The organism is Pseudoalteromonas sp. Of7M-16, from assembly GCF_022347805.1.
In the GTDB taxonomy this organism is placed as follows: domain Bacteria; phylum Pseudomonadota; class Gammaproteobacteria; order Enterobacterales; family Alteromonadaceae; genus Pseudoalteromonas; species Pseudoalteromonas luteoviolacea_F.
This window is the reverse complement of the sequence record NZ_JAKRFY010000017.1, coordinates 28131-45311: the sequence shown is the minus strand read 5'-3', so window position 1 is coordinate 45311 and position 17181 is coordinate 28131. Positions and strand designations below refer to the sequence as shown.

12 protein-coding genes are annotated in these 17181 nt (G+C 44.5%); 8 read left to right on the top strand and 4 right to left on the bottom strand.

Annotated elements, in window-relative coordinates; translation table 11 throughout:
• Positions 1 to 13: 13 nt before the first annotated feature.
• From MHN81_RS17175 to can, 6 genes are all read left to right on the top strand, one after another.
• On the top strand, positions 14 to 937 hold the full coding sequence (locus MHN81_RS17175; protein WP_023397707.1) for a branched-chain amino acid transaminase: 924 nt from the start codon (positions 14 to 16) through the stop codon (positions 935 to 937).
• 73 nt (positions 938 to 1010) lie between these two features.
• Positions 1011 to 2867, top strand: coding sequence for a dihydroxy-acid dehydratase (ilvD, locus tag MHN81_RS17170; protein ID WP_023397708.1), 1857 nt, complete (start codon positions 1011 to 1013; stop codon positions 2865 to 2867).
• A 2-nt stretch (positions 2868 to 2869) separates the two neighbouring features.
• The gene (ilvA, locus tag MHN81_RS17165) at positions 2870 to 4411 is read left to right on the top strand and encodes a threonine ammonia-lyase, biosynthetic (RefSeq protein WP_023397709.1); all 1542 of its coding nucleotides are present in this window, start codon (positions 2870 to 2872) and stop codon (positions 4409 to 4411) included.
• A gap of 70 nt (positions 4412 to 4481) precedes the next feature.
• Positions 4482 to 5531 carry an ABC transporter substrate-binding protein gene (locus MHN81_RS17160; RefSeq protein WP_023397710.1) on the top strand — a complete coding sequence of 350 codons (1050 nt, stop codon included), beginning with the start codon at positions 4482 to 4484 and terminating at the stop codon, positions 5529 to 5531.
• Positions 5532 to 5606: 75 nt separating this feature from the next.
• Positions 5607 to 6791, top strand: coding sequence for a methyltransferase (locus MHN81_RS17155; RefSeq protein WP_239426323.1), 1185 nt, complete (start codon positions 5607 to 5609; stop codon positions 6789 to 6791).
• Positions 6792 to 6805: 14 nt separating this feature from the next.
• Positions 6806 to 7498 carry a carbonate dehydratase gene (gene can, locus MHN81_RS17150; protein ID WP_023397712.1) on the top strand — a complete coding sequence of 231 codons (693 nt, stop codon included), beginning with the start codon at positions 6806 to 6808 and terminating at the stop codon, positions 7496 to 7498.
• Between the two features lie 59 nt (positions 7499 to 7557).
• On the opposite strand, the gene MHN81_RS17145 is transcribed toward can, so the two are convergent.
• The gene (locus MHN81_RS17145; protein ID WP_023397713.1) at positions 7558 to 7821 is read right to left on the bottom strand and encodes an accessory factor UbiK family protein; all 264 of its coding nucleotides are present in this window, start codon (positions 7819 to 7821) and stop codon (positions 7558 to 7560) included.
• A gap of 187 nt (positions 7822 to 8008) precedes the next feature.
• On the opposite strand from MHN81_RS17145, the gene rep reads away from it, so the two are divergent.
• The gene (gene rep / locus MHN81_RS17140) at positions 8009 to 10021 is read left to right on the top strand and encodes a DNA helicase Rep (protein WP_239426297.1); all 2013 of its coding nucleotides are present in this window, start codon (positions 8009 to 8011) and stop codon (positions 10019 to 10021) included.
• Here rep and MHN81_RS17135 read toward each other — a convergent pair.
• The 3 genes from MHN81_RS17135 to elbB all read right to left on the bottom strand — a co-directional run bounded on the left by MHN81_RS17135 (position 10010) and on the right by elbB (position 13990).
• Positions 10010 to 12580: a diguanylate cyclase gene (locus MHN81_RS17135; protein WP_239426296.1), complete on the bottom strand. Its 2571-nt coding sequence runs from the start codon at positions 12578 to 12580 to the stop codon at positions 10010 to 10012. The two genes, rep and MHN81_RS17135, sit on opposite strands and share 12 nt — an antisense overlap.
• Before the next feature lie 159 nt (positions 12581 to 12739).
• Complete coding sequence (locus tag MHN81_RS17130) at positions 12740 to 13129, bottom strand: c-type cytochrome (RefSeq protein ID WP_023397716.1); 390 nt, start codon at positions 13127 to 13129, stop codon at positions 12740 to 12742.
• A gap of 207 nt (positions 13130 to 13336) precedes the next feature.
• Positions 13337 to 13990, bottom strand: a complete 654-nt coding sequence (elbB, locus tag MHN81_RS17125; protein WP_023397717.1) for an isoprenoid biosynthesis glyoxalase ElbB — start codon at positions 13988 to 13990, stop codon at positions 13337 to 13339.
• A gap of 419 nt (positions 13991 to 14409) precedes the next feature.
• Here elbB and polA point away from each other — a divergent pair, with 419 nt between their 5' ends.
• Positions 14410 to 17160, top strand: coding sequence for a DNA polymerase I (polA, locus tag MHN81_RS17120; protein WP_239426295.1), 2751 nt, complete (start codon positions 14410 to 14412; stop codon positions 17158 to 17160).
• Positions 17161 to 17181: the final 21 nt, after the last annotated feature.

The following is a 17181-nucleotide window of genomic DNA, read 5'->3' as shown; positions in this document are numbered from 1 at the left end:
AAGGTTTTAAAGAATGACACAAACATCAGAACTTATTTGGCACAACGGTGAAATGATCCCTTACCAAGAGGCGACAACGCATGTATTGAGCCATGCACTACACTATGGCAGTTCGGTATTCGAGGGGATCAGAGCATATGATACGCCAAATGGTCCTGCCATATTTCGCTTGGACGATCATATTCAGCGTTTGTTTGACTCCGCGAAAATTTATCGTATGGAGATCCCGTTTTCTCAAGAAGAGGTTAAAGCAGCTTGTAAGCAGGCGGTTAAAGAAAATGGATTCAGCAATGCTTACTTGAGACCATTTGCGTTTCTAGGCCATGTCGGGCTAGGGCTTAACCCTAAATCACATGTTGCTGATGTAACAGTCGCGGCGATGGAGTGGGGGGCATACCTTGGTGAAGATAGCTTGGCTGAAGGGGTGGATGTGTGCGTGTCATCTTGGAGTCGCCTTGCGCCAAACACCATGCCAACTGCCGCAAAAGCGGGGGGGAATTACCTTTCTTCACAGTTGATTTCAGGTGAAGCTAAACGCAATGGCTATGTAGAGGGCATTGCACTGGATGTGAACGGTTACTTAAGTGAAGGTGCTGGTGAAAACCTCTTTATGGTTAGAAAGGGCGTGCTTTATACACCCCCAACTACAGCGTGTATATTACCTGGCTTAACCCGCGATACCATTATTCATTTAGCAAAAGAGCGTGGCTATGAAGTCAGAGAAGAGCCAATTGCTCGTGAAGCGTTGTACTTGGCAGACGAGTTTTTCATGGTGGGAACTGCGGCGGAAGTAGTCCCTGTGCGCAGCGTTGACAAGATCCAAGTTGGAGCAGGTAAACGCGGACCAATCACGGCAGAGCTACAGCAAGCTTATTTTGATTTAGTCAAAGGGCAAGCGAAAGATCCAGAGGGTTGGCTAGATTACGTGAATAGCTAAAACTTTGTAGATTATTTATTTTTGGGAATGAGGTATTACCGGGTATCGGTAAAAATGAGAAAAAGGGGTATACATGGCTAAGTTACGAAGTAAAACAACGACAGAAGGTCGTAAACGTGCAGGCGCGAGAGCACTTTGGCGTGCGACAGGTATGACGGACGAAGATTTCCATAAACCGATGATCGCGGTAGTCAATTCATACACGCAATTTGTACCTGGTCATGTACACCTTAATCAGCTCAGTGATTTAATGGCTGATGCCATCAGAGAAGCAGGCGGTGTGCCGCGTGAGTTTAATACGATAGCCATTGATGACGGGATCGCCATGGGCCATGGGGGTATGCTGTATTCTTTACCTTCACGAGATCTAATAGCTGACTCCGTTGAATATATGGTAAACGCACACTGCGCCGATGCGATGGTGTGCATATCTAACTGTGACAAAATCACTCCAGGTATGTTGTTAGCCGCTTTACGACTCAATATCCCAGTTATTTTTGTTTCAGGTGGTCCGATGGAAGCGGGCAAAACCCGGTTAGCAGATATCGATTTGAAGCTCGACTTGGTCGATGCGATGGTAAAAGGCGCTGATCCAACTGTGAGCGATGAAGATTCAGAACAGGTTGAACGTTCTGCTTGCCCGACATGTGGATCGTGCTCAGGCATGTTTACTGCGAACTCAATGAACTGTCTTCTTGAGTCTCTTGGGCTTGCTTTGCCTGGCAATGGCACAACACTTGCGACGCACAAAGATAGACGGCAACTATATGATGGCGCAGCAAAACGCATTGTCGCGCTATGTGATGAGTATTATCAACAAGATAATGCAGCAGTGCTACCGAGAAATATTGCCAACCAAGCCGCTTTTAATAATGCAATGACGCTGGATATTGCGATGGGTGGTTCATCAAATACGGTACTACACATTTTAGCCGCAGCACAAGAAGCGGGTGTCGACTTTGATATGGCAGATATCGATCAGTTGTCGAGAAATACGCCATTCTTGTGCAAAGTTGCACCGGCGACTCAGCAATACCACATAGAAGATGTGCATCGAGCTGGTGGCATTATGGCGATTCTAAACGAGTTGGCAAAAGCCGGTAAGTTGGATCTTTCTGTTGGTCATGTGGCTGGTGGCACACTCGGTGATGTATTGGCGCGCTGGGATGCCAATGACAGCACAAATGAAAAGGCTCAAACATTCTATCGTGCCGGCCCTGCGGGGATCCGTACAACGACAGCAATGAGCCAAGAGTATCGCTGGGATACGTTAGACCTAGACCGCGAAGGTGGATGTATTCGCAGTGTCGAACATGCATTTCGTCAAGACGGAGGCTTAGCGGTTTTAACTGGTAACTTAGCACCAGATGGCTGCATTGTGAAAAGTGCCGGTGTGGTTGATGAAATGCTGGAATTTACTGGACCTGCGGTAGTGTATGAATCACAAGACGATGCGGTAGAAGGGATCTTAGGCGGCGATGTCAAAAAAGGGGATGTCGTTTTGATCCGCTACGAAGGTCCAAAAGGTGGGCCCGGGATGCAAGAAATGCTGTATCCAACTAGTTACCTTAAATCGATGGGATTAGATAAAGATTGTGCGCTCTTAACTGATGGACGCTTTTCAGGTGGTACATCAGGCTTATCGATTGGCCATGTATCACCAGAAGCGGCGAGCGAAGGGACATTAGCACTAGTAGAAAATGGAGATCTGATAGCGATTAACATTCACACGCGCTCAATCGATGTATTGTTGGATGATACTGAGTTAGCGCTGCGCCGTGAAAAGCAAAGTGCACGTGGTAAAGAAGCCTATAAGCCGCTCAATCGCGAGCGCGTGGTTACGCCAGCACTAAAAGCATATGCGCTATTGGCAACCAGTGCTGATAAAGGCGCTGTAAGAGACCTGGAAAAATTAGAGGAGCTCAGTTAGCTATGGTGGCACAAGAGCTAGACTACTTTAGGGCTATAATTCAAGCAAATATGGCACCACTGGTGAAGCAAACGGATGTGAGTCACTTAAAAGGGTTGTCTGAGCGGCTCAACCATCAAGTTTGGCTAAAACGTGAAGATCAGCAGCCTGTTTATTCATTTAAACTCAGAGGTGCGTTTAATAAGTTGCGTCAACTACCTACAAATTCGCATGTGGTAACCGCATCTGCGGGAAATCATGCTCAGGGGGTTGCACTGAGTGCAGCTCATTTGGGGCATAAAGCAACTATTGTGATGCCTGTGACTACGCCAGAAATTAAGGTTAACGCAGTGAGGAATATGGGTGGTCACGTTGTATTGCATGGCCATCACTTCGATGCGGCGAACGCTCATGCACAAGCTTTGTGTCAGCAACAAGGCGGTGTGTTTGTACCGCCATTTGACGACAAAGATGTGATTGTTGGGCAGGGCACTGTGGCACGAGAAATGATGCAGCAACTGGATAAACTGGATGTTGTATTTATCCCAGTGGGAGGCGGTGGTCTGTTAGCGGGAATGGCGGTATATATTAAGTCCCTGCGTCCAGATATTCGTGTAATTGGTGTTGAAGCCACGGAAAGTGCTTGTTTGTACGCAGCAATGCAGGAAGGTGAACCTGTTGAGTTAGAACAAGTCGGATGTTTTGCCGATGGTATTGCCGTCAAACGTATTGGAGAGGAAACTTTTCGACTAGCACAAACATACTGTGATGAAGTGATGTTGGTGACAACAGATGAGATCTGTGCGGCAGTGCAAGATATCTTTATCGAAACGCGCGCAATTGCTGAGCCTTCAGGTGCGGTTGCTCTAGCTGGATTAAAGAAATGGAGTGCCGAGCACTCTCAGTCATCGATGTCATTGGCTGCAGTATTGTCGGGGGCAAATCTCAATTTTGATCGGCTGCGCTATATTGCAGAGCGAACCGCCCTTGGTGCAAAAAGCGAAGCTCTACTCGGTGTGACCATAGATGAACGAAAAGGGAGTTTTAAGCAGTTTTGTAATACGCTTGGCGGGCGTTCAATTACAGAGTTTAATTATCGGTTTGCTGGCGGCAATAAGGCCCAGATCTTTGTCGGGATAGGGCTGCGCAGTGCAGATGAAGAGTTGCAAGAGTTAAAAGCGAGTTTGGAAGAGAATGAATATGAATTTACCGACTTGTCAGACAATGAGTTGGCCAAGTTACATATTCGGTATATGGTTGGCGGAAAACCGCCTGTGGCTATTCAGGAAAGGTTATTGCGCTTTGAATTCCCAGAGTACCCAGGTGCATTATTGAGGTTTTTAGAGATGCTGGGTTGTGAGTGGAACATTACGCTATTTCACTATCGCAATCATGGCGCTGCAAAAGGGCATGTTTTAGCCGGGTTTGAAATGGCTCCGCAAGAGTATGCTAAATTTGAAGAGCACTTGTGCCGCTTGGGTTATGACTATCAAGATGAGACCAATAACCCCTGTTTTAGCCAATACCTCAAATCAGATCAGGACTACGCCCGCAAAGTAAGTTGAGTTTGATGCTCTGACTGTCTTTTCTGTCCTTAGCCTTCTATATTCAATATAGAAAGACTAAGGATAGCTTATGCTCCGTTGCCTCATTTTACTTATATTTGTTTGTGGTGGTGCACATGCCACCGTGCTAGAGCCTGTGACTCTGCAATTGAAATGGGTGCATCAATTTCAATTTGCAGGCTACTATGTTGCGAAACAAAAAGGTTTTTATCGAGAGGCTGGGCTAGATGTCAATATCATGCCAGCTCAAATGCACCAACCTGATGAACAATTCAAAGTGCTCACCGGTCAGGCACAATTTGGCGTGACACATTCAGGTTTGTTGGAACAGCGCATGTCCGGAAAACCGCTTGTCGCTCTTGCCGCGGTGTTTCAATCTTCCCCTTATTGCTGGATGGTACACGCCGATAGTGATATCTACTCTCCCAAAGATTTTCAAGGTAAGAGAATTAGTCATTTAGGTCGTTCAGAGGGGGCTGAGCTTGTACTCATTTTAGAGCGTGCGGGTATAGATGTAAGTCAATTGCCAATTTACTCAGGACTGTCACCTTTACAGGACTTCAAAATGGGTAAGTTTGATGCATTGCAAGTATATATCTCCAATGAACCGTTCAAAATGGCGCAGCAGGGTATAGCGACAAGGCAGATCTGTCCAAAGCACTACGGGATCAATGTGTATGCGGATATATTGTTTACGTCTGAAGATGTATACACATATCGACCGGAAATGGTCGCGAAATTTCGCAGTGCCAGTTTGCGCGGATGGCGATACGCTTTGGCAAACTTAGATGAAGCGCTACAGATCACTAAGCTATATGCAAAGCATAAAAGCTATGAAGAACTAGCTAATGAAGCAGATAAATTACTGCCTTTTATTAAGGCGCCAGGGATACCGGTTGGCAATATGTCATTGGCAAGATGGCAATGGATCGCACAGTTGTACCATCTTGACCTTGCGAGCTTTCATGAACACAAAAATGCTTTTTTGTATTCAGATGGTAGCAAAACAGAAATTAACTGGTCTTGGATGTTGATCCTAGCTATCGTGCTAAGCATTTTGTGTGTGCCAATGTACATTAGTTTAGTTTTGCAGCGGAAAAGCTATAGTTTGCAAGATTGAAATGAAGGCGTGAGGATTTTCTAATCTGTCTCGGATAGATTACAATAGCGTGACTTGAAGTAACCTCTATTGCTTATGATCTCGTCTTACACTTCGCATTTTCAGTCACTGGATAGACTACTCTATGAAACCCGACAATACTGGCAGCTATTGGCTTTTGATCACCTGACAACGCCGTGGCCAGAATTGGATGATTATCTATTGCAACTCGATGAAGCCACGTTGAGTGCATTGGATAGGGACCAAACAGCACTGCAGCAAGCGTTGTCAGCGCATATACCACAGCTGACGCAGATCAGTGAATTAACGAAAATTAATATGCCACTTCGGGACCGTCCAGAACTCCCATTTTGGTTAAGTAATGGCATTAAAGGGCGCAAAGTCGGACAATTGCAAGACTTTGTCGCTGCGCTAGATGAGCGAGAGTTGCCAATATTAGAATGGTGCGCTGGCAAGGGGCATTTAGGCAGGATATTGGCGTATCGAGGGGTGCCTCATGTCGATAGCATTGAGCTACAGGCGCATTTGTGTGAGCAGGGCGCGCACAGTGCTGCGCATCAAAAGCTAGCGATGACGTTCCACTGCGCGAATGTCTTGACAGAGCCGGTGGGTCACCACTTTAAACCGCACCAGCACGCGGTCGCACTGCATGCATGTGGTAAGTTGCATCAAAACTTTATGCGTGAAGCTACGCAAGTGGGCTGTGAAAAAATTAGCTTATCGCCTTGTTGTTATCATTTATTCACCAGTGATGAATATCAAGCTATGAGTGATGTGGGCAAGAAGAGCCAACTGCGATTAACTCACAACGACATGAAACTTGCGCTTCAAGAAACGGTTACTGCGCCTTCTCGGGTGGCAAAAGTGCGTAAAAAAGAAGTTTTATGGCGATTAGCATTTGATGCGCTGAGGCGTGATATTACACAAAGTACAAATTATGTTAGTGTCCCTTCGGTAAATAAAGCAATATTCTCTGGTGAATTCCACGAGTTTTGTCACTGGGCGGCTGAACAAAAAGAACTAAAGCTGCCCCAACAAATTGATTATCAACATTACTTGGCTCAGGCTCAAAAACGGCAAAAAGTCACCGAGCGCATCGAGCTAGTTCGCCATGGTTTTAGGCGTGCAATAGAATTGTGGCTGGTGCTAGATAGAGTGTTATATTTACAATCGGCTGGGTATGATGTGACACTTGAACAGTTCTGTGAAAAGTCACTGACACCAAGGAATTTATTGATACAGGCGACAAAGCGCCAGTAGGTAAGGGGATAGATATGTGCCAACAACAAAAAAGTCATCTAGCGCACTTGCTGGAAAATAATCGCCAGTGGGCCGAGCGAACACAATTACGTGACCCAGAGTTCTTCAAAACGTTGTCAATGCAACAAAACCCAGATTATTTATGGATTGGTTGCTCTGATTCCCGAGTGCCGGCCAATGAGATCGTTGACTTACTTCCTGGCGAGTTATTCGTTCATCGCAACGTTGCAAATGTGGTTGTTCATACGGATCACAACTGTCTCTCGGTCATGCAATACGCTGTAGAAGTATTGAAGGTGAGCCATATCATGGTTGTTGGGCACTATGGGTGTGGTGGAGTAAAAGCAGCATTGGACGGTGCTAAGTTTGGGTTAATCGACAACTGGCTTAGACATGTTGTTGATATTAAAGAGAAGCATCAAGCAGTATTACGAGAGGTAAGCGCCTCTGTGCGTAGTGATGTTTTATGTGAACTTAATGTCATAGAACAAGTTCGCAATGTGTGTCGCACAAGCATAGTGCAAGATGCATGGCACAGAGGACAAAAGCTAGAAGTTCATGGATGGGTATATGGACTTGAAGATGGACTACTACATGAGCTTGTTCCTGGCGTCAGTTCAGACCCTGGTTTGTCATCAAGCTATGAGCAAGCACTACTGTCACTAGTGACCCGGTACGTTGACCGTGGCGATCAACAAGCAGTTTAATCGATTGGATGTAAGCACACAGAGTTGTGTGCTTTTTACATGAAGTAAAGATGAAGCGATTATTCTGCGTCGTTTTGCTTTTCCAGTCTAGCTTCTAACTCGGCAACTTTGGCCTCTAACTCAGTCAGTTTCTCACGGGTTCTGATCAAAACTTTACTTTGAATATCAAATTCTTCGCGACTTACAAAGTCCATTTCTGTCAATTTTGTTTGAATGGCTTGTTTGGTTTTCGCTTCAAATGTTTCTGCTAAATTACGCACACCTTGTGGCATGTTACTTGAGATCTGCTTTGCGATCTCTTCGATCTTTGCTGGGTTTATCATGTCAGTGCCTTATAGCTAGTTATTGCGGATATCTTACCGTAAACCGTTGGCTCTATAAAAGTATTTTAGTGCCCTTGGCATCGGGATCAACCGCGTTGTTTAATCATAATCAAAACTTTGCAAATTGGTATTATGGTATGAATAAGATAAACTAGGCGGTTCCAGTTGCTCAGGATACACGCCTTTTATGAAACTCAATCCCAAACAAGATGAAGCCGTTAAGTATATTAGTGGTCCATGCCTCGTATTAGCGGGCGCAGGCTCCGGAAAAACTCGCGTGATCACAAATAAAATCGCTTATCTCGTGCAGCATTGTGAATATAAAGCGCGCAATATCGCTGCGGTGACATTTACCAACAAAGCCGCAAAGGAAATGCGCGAACGTGTATCGCAAACTTTAGGAAAACAAGATGCCAAAGGGTTGTGGATCTCTACATTTCACACTTTGGGATTGAATATCATTAAAAAAGAGGTGAAAACACTCGGTTTTAAACCTGGTTTTTCACTTTTTGATGATCAAGATACCAACCAGTTGCTGGCTGAGTTAACAGAGAAAGAGCTAGAGAAAGACAAAGATCTTTTGAACTTACTCAAGATGCAAATAGGCAACTGGAAGAATGACCTGATTTTACCTGAACGTGCCATTAGAGAAGCGCGAGAGCCGCAAAAGGCGTTGTTTGCTCAGCTCTATGCGCGTTATCAAACTCAGCTTAGAGCCTACAATGCCCTAGATTTTGATGATCTGATCATGATCCCTACGTTGTTACTTGGTAGCTCAGCAGACGTGAGAGCGCGCTGGCAAAATCAGTTTAGGTATTTGTTGGTGGATGAATATCAAGATACCAATACCAGCCAGTACCAGCTGGTAAAGCTATTAGTTGGCGAACGTGCACGATTTACAGTGGTAGGTGATGACGATCAATCAATTTACTCTTGGCGGGGGGCAAAGCCACAAAACTTAGTACTCTTGAGCAAAGACTACCCTGGGCTGCGTTTAATAAAATTAGAGCAAAACTATCGCAGTGCAGGGCGTATCTTGAAATCCGCTAATATTTTGATAGCCAATAACCCTCACGAATTTGATAAAAAGTTATTCAGTGAATTGGGATATGGGGATCCACTGCGCGTCATAGCCACTCGTGACGAGGAACATGAAGCTGAGCGCGTGGTTGCAGAGATCATTTCTCACAAATTTATGAAGCGCACTAGCTATAAAGATTATGCGATTTTGTATCGTGGCAATCACCAAGCACGGGTATTTGAAAAGGCCTTGATGGCGAACCGCATTCCTTACAAGATAAGCGGGGGGATGTCGTTTTTTGCGCGCAGTGAAATTAAAGACATCATGGCTTATTTACGTCTGTTGGTGAATCAAGATGACGACAATGCGTTTCTGCGCATAGTGAATACGCCAAGACGTGAAATAGGCCCTGTCACCCTTGAAAAGCTGGGGAGCTTGGCCAATGACAAGCACATTAGTCTGTTTGAGGCATGCTTTGATCCAGATTTGACTCAACGTCTGACAGGCAAGGGGTTTAATGCATTAGCGGGCTTTGCGCGTTGGGTTGTGGAGTTGAGTGATCGAGCCGTGCGCGGAAATACCCTTGAAGCAGTTAAAGATATGATCCGTGAGATCAATTACGAAACGTATCTATATGAGTCATCGACTAGCGCGAAAGCAGCAGAAATGAGAATGAAAAATGTCTCTGAGTTATACCGTTGGATCAGCGATATGTTGACCGGCGATGCTGACAATCCGCCAATGACACTGTCTGAGGTAGTGACCAAATTGACACTTAGAGATATGCTTGAGCGCAACGAGGAGGAAGATGAGAGTGATGCAGTTCAACTGTTGACGTTACATGCCTCGAAAGGTTTGGAGTACCCTCATGTCTTTATGGTTGGCATGGAGGAGGGCTTGTTGCCGCATCAAACCAGCATCGATGAAGATAACGTCGAAGAAGAGCGACGTCTAGCTTATGTTGGGATCACTCGTGCTCAGCAGACTCTGACGTTAACATATGCGAAAAGCCGCCGCCAATTCGGCGAGCAAATTACGCCAGAACTTAGCCGTTTTGTACAAGAGCTACCTCAAGATGACTTGCAGTTCGAAGGAAAAAAAGCAGTTGTGTCGCAATCAGAGAGAATGGAAAAAGGACAAGCTAGAGTCGCTAATCTACGTGCGATGTTAAAACGTTAGAGTTTCGTGCTCGTTGACGCAGTTGCTGCTTTGACGAGCACTTTTTAAATTTTGTTGCTTGCCAAAAAATAACTGCAATCCATGTTTTTCTAAGAGGCTTCTAAAGTTCAAGATGGCGGGTCCTTTAGCAATGACCTGAATTGATTTCAAATGTGTTATGGCCAAAATCCCCTGTAGCTGAATATCATAGCTGTTTTGTTGCAATACGCGTTTACTAAATACCGAACTCAACAATACGTATTTGAAATCGATGCTGCTTAAAAAGGCTAAGTCACAGCGATCTTTGGCAAAGTCGTTGAGGCCAATATTTACGCCCAGCTGAGGTAACTCTTTGAGGTTTTCTAATTGCACGCTGGAGGCGTATCGCACTTCATTTTCATCAAACATTAAACACAGCTGTGTGTTACTTTGGCTGAGCATATGTTTTAAGGTAACGAAGGCAGAAGACTCTAAAACGATGGTAGAACAAGCAAGTAGGACATCTTGATTGTAACTTTGTGCAATCTTAAGTGCTTTTTCTAGTAACCCTAATTCAATATCCAATTGCTCGTCTTTGGCCGCGGCAAACTTTTTCAAGACATCGAAGCTAGTACTGCCCAATACGGGGTGTTCGCCAAAGGCTTCCAGCGTCACGATTTGTGTGGCTTGATTTCCAAAATCAACGATTTCTGTGCTTCTAAAGTGGGTTGGCAGCGCGGTCAAGTGGTGTTGCTCTTCTGCTTTTGTTGCACTACCAGACGAAGCTGTGAGCAATGGATGATAAAACTCGTAGCGACCACGGCCTGCATTTTTTGCATAGTACATGGCTGCGTCAGCATCACGAATGATCTCATCGGTATTTTTATATTCTTTATTACTGTACGTAATACCAATACTGGCACCACTTTGCATGCATACTCCTTTCATGCAGAATGGCTGTTGCATGACGCGAATAAGGCGTTTGGCAACGTCTTCAGCTTGCTGTTTGTCGGTAAGGTGATCGAGCAAGATCACAAATTCATCACCAGCCAAGCGCGCTAATAAGTCGTGTTCTCGAATGCACTCAGAAAACGCAGAGCTAACCCAAATTAAAAACTGATCGCCAGCTTGATGCCCTAATTCGTCATTTATGACTTTAAATTTATCAAGGTCGATAAACAATACCGCAAAGTTGTGCTCAGGGTAGCGCTGATATTTTTGCAGTGTTTTTTCTAGTTGAGTCAAAAACAGACTTCGGTTGGGTAATGAGGTGAGTGGATCATGATGTGCGTCGTGATAGAGCTGTTGCTCGATTTTTTTACGCTCTTCAATTTGCATTTGCAAATGTAAATTGGTTTGTCGCAATGCCTTGGTTTTTTCAGCAACCCGGTGTTCGAGCTCTTGGTTACTTGCTTTGAGCGCTTGGTTAGCCAGATGTGTTTGTAAAACAGAGGCAATCTGATTGGAGACAAAAGAAATAAGTTCTACATCTTCATGATTGTATTCGTATTCATGATTGTAAGCTTGGCAAGCAATTAGCCCTATTACCCCTTTCGCAGTCTTTAGAGGTGCGCCCAACCAGCTTGTTGCCGTTTCTAAGTCATCGTAATCAGGAGGGCGTTTCACCACACCGCCATCGATAAGTATATCAGCGCGATTGGTGTCTATAAGTTGGCTTCGCTCAGTGGTTATCACCAGTTCACTATAGCCTTTGGCAAAGGGTCGAGGGCGATATTCCGTCACTTCATCCACACAATAGGGGAAGCTCAGCCAGTTGGAGCCGGTATCATGTAGCGCGATGTACAAGTTATTGGCAAACGTGATAGAGCGAATGATTTTATGAACCTGCTTGTAAACATCGTCAATGTCACTGAATTGTGTTGCTAATTCAGAAATCTTAAACAGTATTTGCTGTCTTTCTAAGGCGCGTTTACGCTGTTCTATTTCTTTGTTAAGCGCGTCATTACTCTGCATCAAAGCACGTGTGCGGATTTTGACTTCTGATTCAAGTAACTCTCGCTTTTTAACTCTTTCTATGGCGGTTGCCAAATATAGAGACATCACCTCAAGAAGCTCTATTTGATGCTCGTTATAAGCTTGTTGAGGTTGATAGCTCTGGGAAACCATGACGCCAATGATGTTTTTATCTCTGAATATAGGCACACCAACCCAGTGTTCAGCAGGGCTACCCAAGGCTTTGAATTTATTGTCGTCAATCATCAGCTGCATTTCATCTTTGCTTAAATACAGCACTTTTTTAGTCTTAAAGACATACCCTGTAACACCTTGATCAAAATGGTGTGATTCGTGAAGTGGTACGGAGATGCCATCTTTTTCATCGACAAAATAAGACAATTCTAGAGTTTGAGTAAATTGATTTTGCAACACAACATAAAAACTCTTACTCGGCAAATGTTGCTCAAGTATGCTGTGAATTGCGGGGTATAGAAGAGTTAGCTCGGCAACCGTACTAGCCTGTTCAGAGAGCTGTATCAAGGCATGTTGCAAGTGATAGTTTTGTTTGTATTTTTTCAGCAAGGACTCTAAGCGGCGATTCTTACGAGTAAGCTTGCGAATTGCAACGTCGTTTGGATCTTCCAATGATTAAACCAAAGGCTATTATTGTTTATTTATTAAACTTTATATTTTCACTTTTGACTTGGAGGGTCAAGTGTAAAATGTTAATTCAGTTCTTGGATAAACATTTTGCCTTAATAGAGACAAATAAGCGAGTATTTGTCTCCGTTTTTTATACGACAGCTATTTGATCATAAACTCGATAGCAGCTGCGATCTCTTCATCACTACAGTCCATACAGGTGCCTTTTGGCGGCATCGCATTAAATCCTTTAATTGCGTGATCAAGTAAGACGTCTGAGCCCTTAGACAAACGGGTAGCCCACTCATCTGCGGTCTTTGGTGCACCGAGCGCCCCAGTGCCATGACAAGCAAAACAAGATGCTTGGTATACTTGCTCGCCAGAGCGTGGTCCAGTTGGAGCCGCGGCAGCAGTATCTTCGGCACCAGCCAAATACACAGAACCTATTGGGGCTAAGCGCTTTTTGATGGCTTCTTCGGTTAGAGAATTATCATACGGCTGGGCAACGGCGGCCGTGGATAGCATTAAGAGTGCTGCTGACAGTTTCTTCATTTACCTTGCTCACTTCAAATTTAATGTCTTCGATCACGAAGCACGACGGATGACGGTTCCTAATTGAGTATAACGTCACCACCAAATTAGTTAAAATTTAAACTTGATCTTAAGCGTATAAAAAACATCTTTTATTGCGTTAGGGCAAAGATTTGGCATTTTGTGCTTAAAATCAAGTAAATTATCTGTGAGCAGTCAATCGAGCTGTTAATCGATAAGTTGAGCTAGACGTTTAATCGCTTTTTCAATACCCGCAGAGGCTTCGCTGATATTGCCAGCTAACATATAGGCTGGTGTACTGATGACTTTTTGCTGTTCATCTACAATGATATCAGTGACTGCACACTCCACATGTTCTGCGCCCAGTGCCGTAACCGCTGCGGCAGTGTCGGCATCATTGCCAATTGTTGCTTTAGTGCCAGGCTGATGTATATGACCAATCAGCGCTGGTGCGATGCACAGGTAGGTGATTGGTTTTTGTTGAGTATTAAACTGTTGGCAAACGCTTTTCAAAGCGTCTAGCACCTGAGACTCAGGGCCTTTGAAGGCAAAGTCAGATAAGTTCTTAGCCACACCAAATCCGCCAGGGATAACAAGTGCTGCAAAGTCATCAGCGTTAAGTTGATCAAGATTTTGAATATCACCGCGCGCTATACGCGCCGCTTCAGTCAAGACATTGCGTGTCTCAGCCTGTTCTTCTCCCGTTAAGTGATTGATAACATGATGTTGCTCGATATCGGGTGCAAAACAGCGGTACTGAATACCTTGTTGCTCAAGGTGCAGCATGGTCAGTACAGATTCATGAATTTCTGCACCATCAAAAACCCCACAACCACTAAAAATGATTGCTACTTGTTTCATTATTAATCTCCTAAGGCTGATTCTGCCTGCTATATTCAATGTAAGAATGTCGAGTGTGAAAAAAAATATAAAGGATCTGCTTTGATCTTTGATCATTTATGTTAGTATACGCGTCCGCTCGAAAAAACGGGTCGTTTTATCACCACTTTTCAATGGTGAAAAATACATGAGTTGTGAGATTTCCACAAACTCATTTTATAAAGAATAAAAATTAGCTTATGTATTTTGTTATAAAAATCAGAGTTTTATGATTTCTTTTCACTGGCTTTATTTTATCGCCGGTGCTTTTCTTGTGTTTATCTACAAAGTTATCCACAGTTTTTCCTTGTAAAGTTTCATTGCACTCCTCTCGTTTTATGCTAAGCCTTGTGGCATTCTTAGCGAGTTTTTAAATCTCTTTAATTAGGATCCCAAATATTATGCCTCAGATCCCAGAAAACCCTTTAATTTTGGTGGATGGTTCTTCCTATTTATTCCGCGCCTATCATGCGCCACCGCACTTGACGAATTCTCAGGGTGAAGCAACTGGTGCGATCTATGGCGTAATCAATATGCTGAAAAGCTTGGTTAAGCAGTTTGATCCTAGCCATATGGTGGTTGTTTTTGATGCCAAAGGGCCAACTTTCAGAAACGACATGTACTCAGAGTACAAGGCCAATCGACCTCCGATGCCTGATGATCTCCGTACCCAAATTGAGCCTATTCATGAAATTATTAAAGCGATGGGTCTGCCCTTGGTCAGCATTGCTGGCGTTGAAGCTGATGATGTGATCGGTACATTTTCCCGTATTGCTACGGAACAAAAACGCCATGTGTTGATCAGTACTGGCGATAAAGATATGGCTCAACTGGTTAATGAGCACGTTACTTTAATCAATACCATGACAGATACAGTGTTGGATCCGGCTGGCGTTGAAGGCAAATTTGGCATCGGTCCAGAGCTTATCATCGACTTTTTAGCTCTCATGGGTGACAAAGTCGACAATATCCCAGGCGTCCCTGGTGTAGGGGAAAAGACCGCGCTGGCGATGTTGCAAGGCTTGGGCTCCATCAAAGAGTTGTATGCCAACCTAGAGCAAATTGCGCCGCTAGGCTTTCGCGGCTCAAAGAGCATGGCGAAAAAACTAGAAGAGCATAAAGCACAGTTAGAGCTGTCCTATGAATTGGCTACCATCAAGCTCGATTGTGACGTAGAAGAAGATCTAGACACATTTAAGATCCAGCCAGTGGATAAAGATCGCTTGATTGAGCTGTATGGTCAATGCGAGTTTAAACGCTGGCTTGCAGAGTTGCTTGACGGCAAAGCGGCACCGCAAAGTTCGGCACCATCAGCAACTTCGGCACCTCAACCTGAAATTGTTGGTAATTACGAAACCATCTTAACGTCTGAACAACTGAATATCTGGGTTGAAAAGCTCAAAGGTGCAGAGGTGATGGCTTTTGACACCGAAACAACCAGTTTGGATTATATGCAAGCTGATTTGGTAGGAATGAGCTTTGCGGTTGAAGCGGGTGAAGCTGCATATTTACCTTTGACCCATGACTATATGGGAGCGCCAGAGCAGCTTGATAAACAGCTTGTTTTTGAGCTGTTACAGCCAATCTTGGAAGATCACAACATCAAGAAAGTTGGCCAAAATTTAAAATACGATAAGAGTGTACTAGCCCGAGCTGGGATCACCTTAAATGGTATCGAGTTTGATACCATGCTTGAGTCATACGTGTTTAACAGTGTAGGTACGCGTCATGATATGGACTCGCTTGCACTTAAGTTTTTAGGTCACAAAAATATCAGCTTTGAAGAAATCGCAGGCAAGGGTAAAAAACAGCTGACATTCAACCAAATCGAACTTGAAAAGGCTGCGCCTTATGCCGCTGAAGATGCCGATATCACGCTCCGCCTACATCAGCACCTATGGCCTCTGGTGGAAAAAGAAGCCAGTTTAGTCAGCGTATTTCGTGACATAGAGTTGCCACTGATCAATGTACTGTCTGACATGGAACGTACCGGTGTTAAAATAGATAGCACTATGCTTGGTGAACAAAGCCTAGAGATTGAAAAGCGCTTGGCTGAGCTTGAGCAAGAAGCCTATGAGTTGGCTGAAGAAGAGTTCAACCTAAGCTCTACGAAACAGCTACAAGCGATTTTGTTTGAAAAGCAAGGCTTGCCGATATTGAAGAAAACGCCAAAAGGTGCCCCTTCAACGGCTGAAGAAGTATTGCAAGAGTTGGCACACGATTACCCATTGCCAAAATTGATCATAGAGCATCGTGGTTTGGCCAAGCTAAAATCAACATACACTGACAAACTACCAAAGCTTATTAATGATGAGACTCAGCGTGTTCACACCTCTTATCATCAAGCCGTGACAGCGACAGGTCGTTTGAGCTCTACAGATCCAAACTTGCAGAATATTCCAATCCGTAATGAAGCGGGGCGTCGTATTCGCCAGGCATTTGTTGCGGATGAAAACCACGTGATCCTAGCGGCTGACTATAGCCAAATAGAATTACGTATTATGGCCCATTTATCACAAGATAAAGGGTTACTGAGTGCTTTTGCAGAGGGGAAAGATGTCCACAGTGCAACGGCATCCGAAGTTTTCTCAGTGCCACTCGAAGATGTGACCTCGGATATGCGCCGTAAAGCAAAGGCGGTTAACTTTGGTTTGATTTACGGCATGAGTGCCTTTGGTTTAGCCCGTCAGTTAGATATTCCTCGCAACGAAGCACAGCACTATATGGATAAGTACTTTGAGCGTTTTCCTGGCGTGTTAGAGTATATGGAAAGCACACGTGAAAAAGCCGCTGAGCAGGGTTATGTAGAAACACTATTTGGCCGCCGTTTGTATTTGCCTGATATTAAAGCGCGCAATGGCGCTCGCCGCAAAGCTGCTGAACGCGCCGCAATCAATGCGCCAATGCAAGGCACAGCTGCAGATATTATTAAAAAAGCGATGATCAAGGTACATCAGTGGCTGCAAGAGCATAGCCAAGATGAGATCAAATTGTTGATGCAAGTACACGATGAATTGGTGTTTGAGATCAAAGCCGACAAAGTGGTCGAGTTTAGTGAGCACATTTGTCGTCTAATGAGTGAAGCTGCGACCTTAGACGTCCCCTTGGTTGTTGAAGCGGATCATGGAGACAACTGGGAGCAAGCGCACTAAATTGCGTGTCAACATAGAGCA

Coding starts and splice junctions, on each gene's coding strand:
- MHN81_RS17130 (WP_023397716.1), bottom strand. CDS start 13,129: ATGAAGAAACTGTCAGCAGCACTCTTAATGCTATCCACGGCCGCCGTT.
- MHN81_RS17145 (WP_023397713.1), bottom strand. CDS start 7,821: ATGATAAACCCAGCAAAGATCGAAGAGATCGCAAAGCAGATCTCAAGT.
- rep (WP_239426297.1), top strand. CDS start 8,009: ATGAAACTCAATCCCAAACAAGATGAAGCCGTTAAGTATATTAGTGGT.
- polA (WP_239426295.1), top strand. CDS start 14,410: ATGCCTCAGATCCCAGAAAACCCTTTAATTTTGGTGGATGGTTCTTCC.
- can (WP_023397712.1), top strand. CDS start 6,806: ATGTGCCAACAACAAAAAAGTCATCTAGCGCACTTGCTGGAAAATAAT.
- ilvD (WP_023397708.1), top strand. CDS start 1,011: ATGGCTAAGTTACGAAGTAAAACAACGACAGAAGGTCGTAAACGTGCA.
- MHN81_RS17160 (WP_023397710.1), top strand. CDS start 4,482: ATGCTCCGTTGCCTCATTTTACTTATATTTGTTTGTGGTGGTGCACAT.
- MHN81_RS17175 (WP_023397707.1), top strand. CDS start 14: ATGACACAAACATCAGAACTTATTTGGCACAACGGTGAAATGATCCCT.
- ilvA (WP_023397709.1), top strand. CDS start 2,870: ATGGTGGCACAAGAGCTAGACTACTTTAGGGCTATAATTCAAGCAAAT.
- elbB (WP_023397717.1), bottom strand. CDS start 13,990: ATGAAACAAGTAGCAATCATTTTTAGTGGTTGTGGGGTTTTTGATGGT.
- MHN81_RS17155 (WP_239426323.1), top strand. CDS start 5,607: ATGATCTCGTCTTACACTTCGCATTTTCAGTCACTGGATAGACTACTC.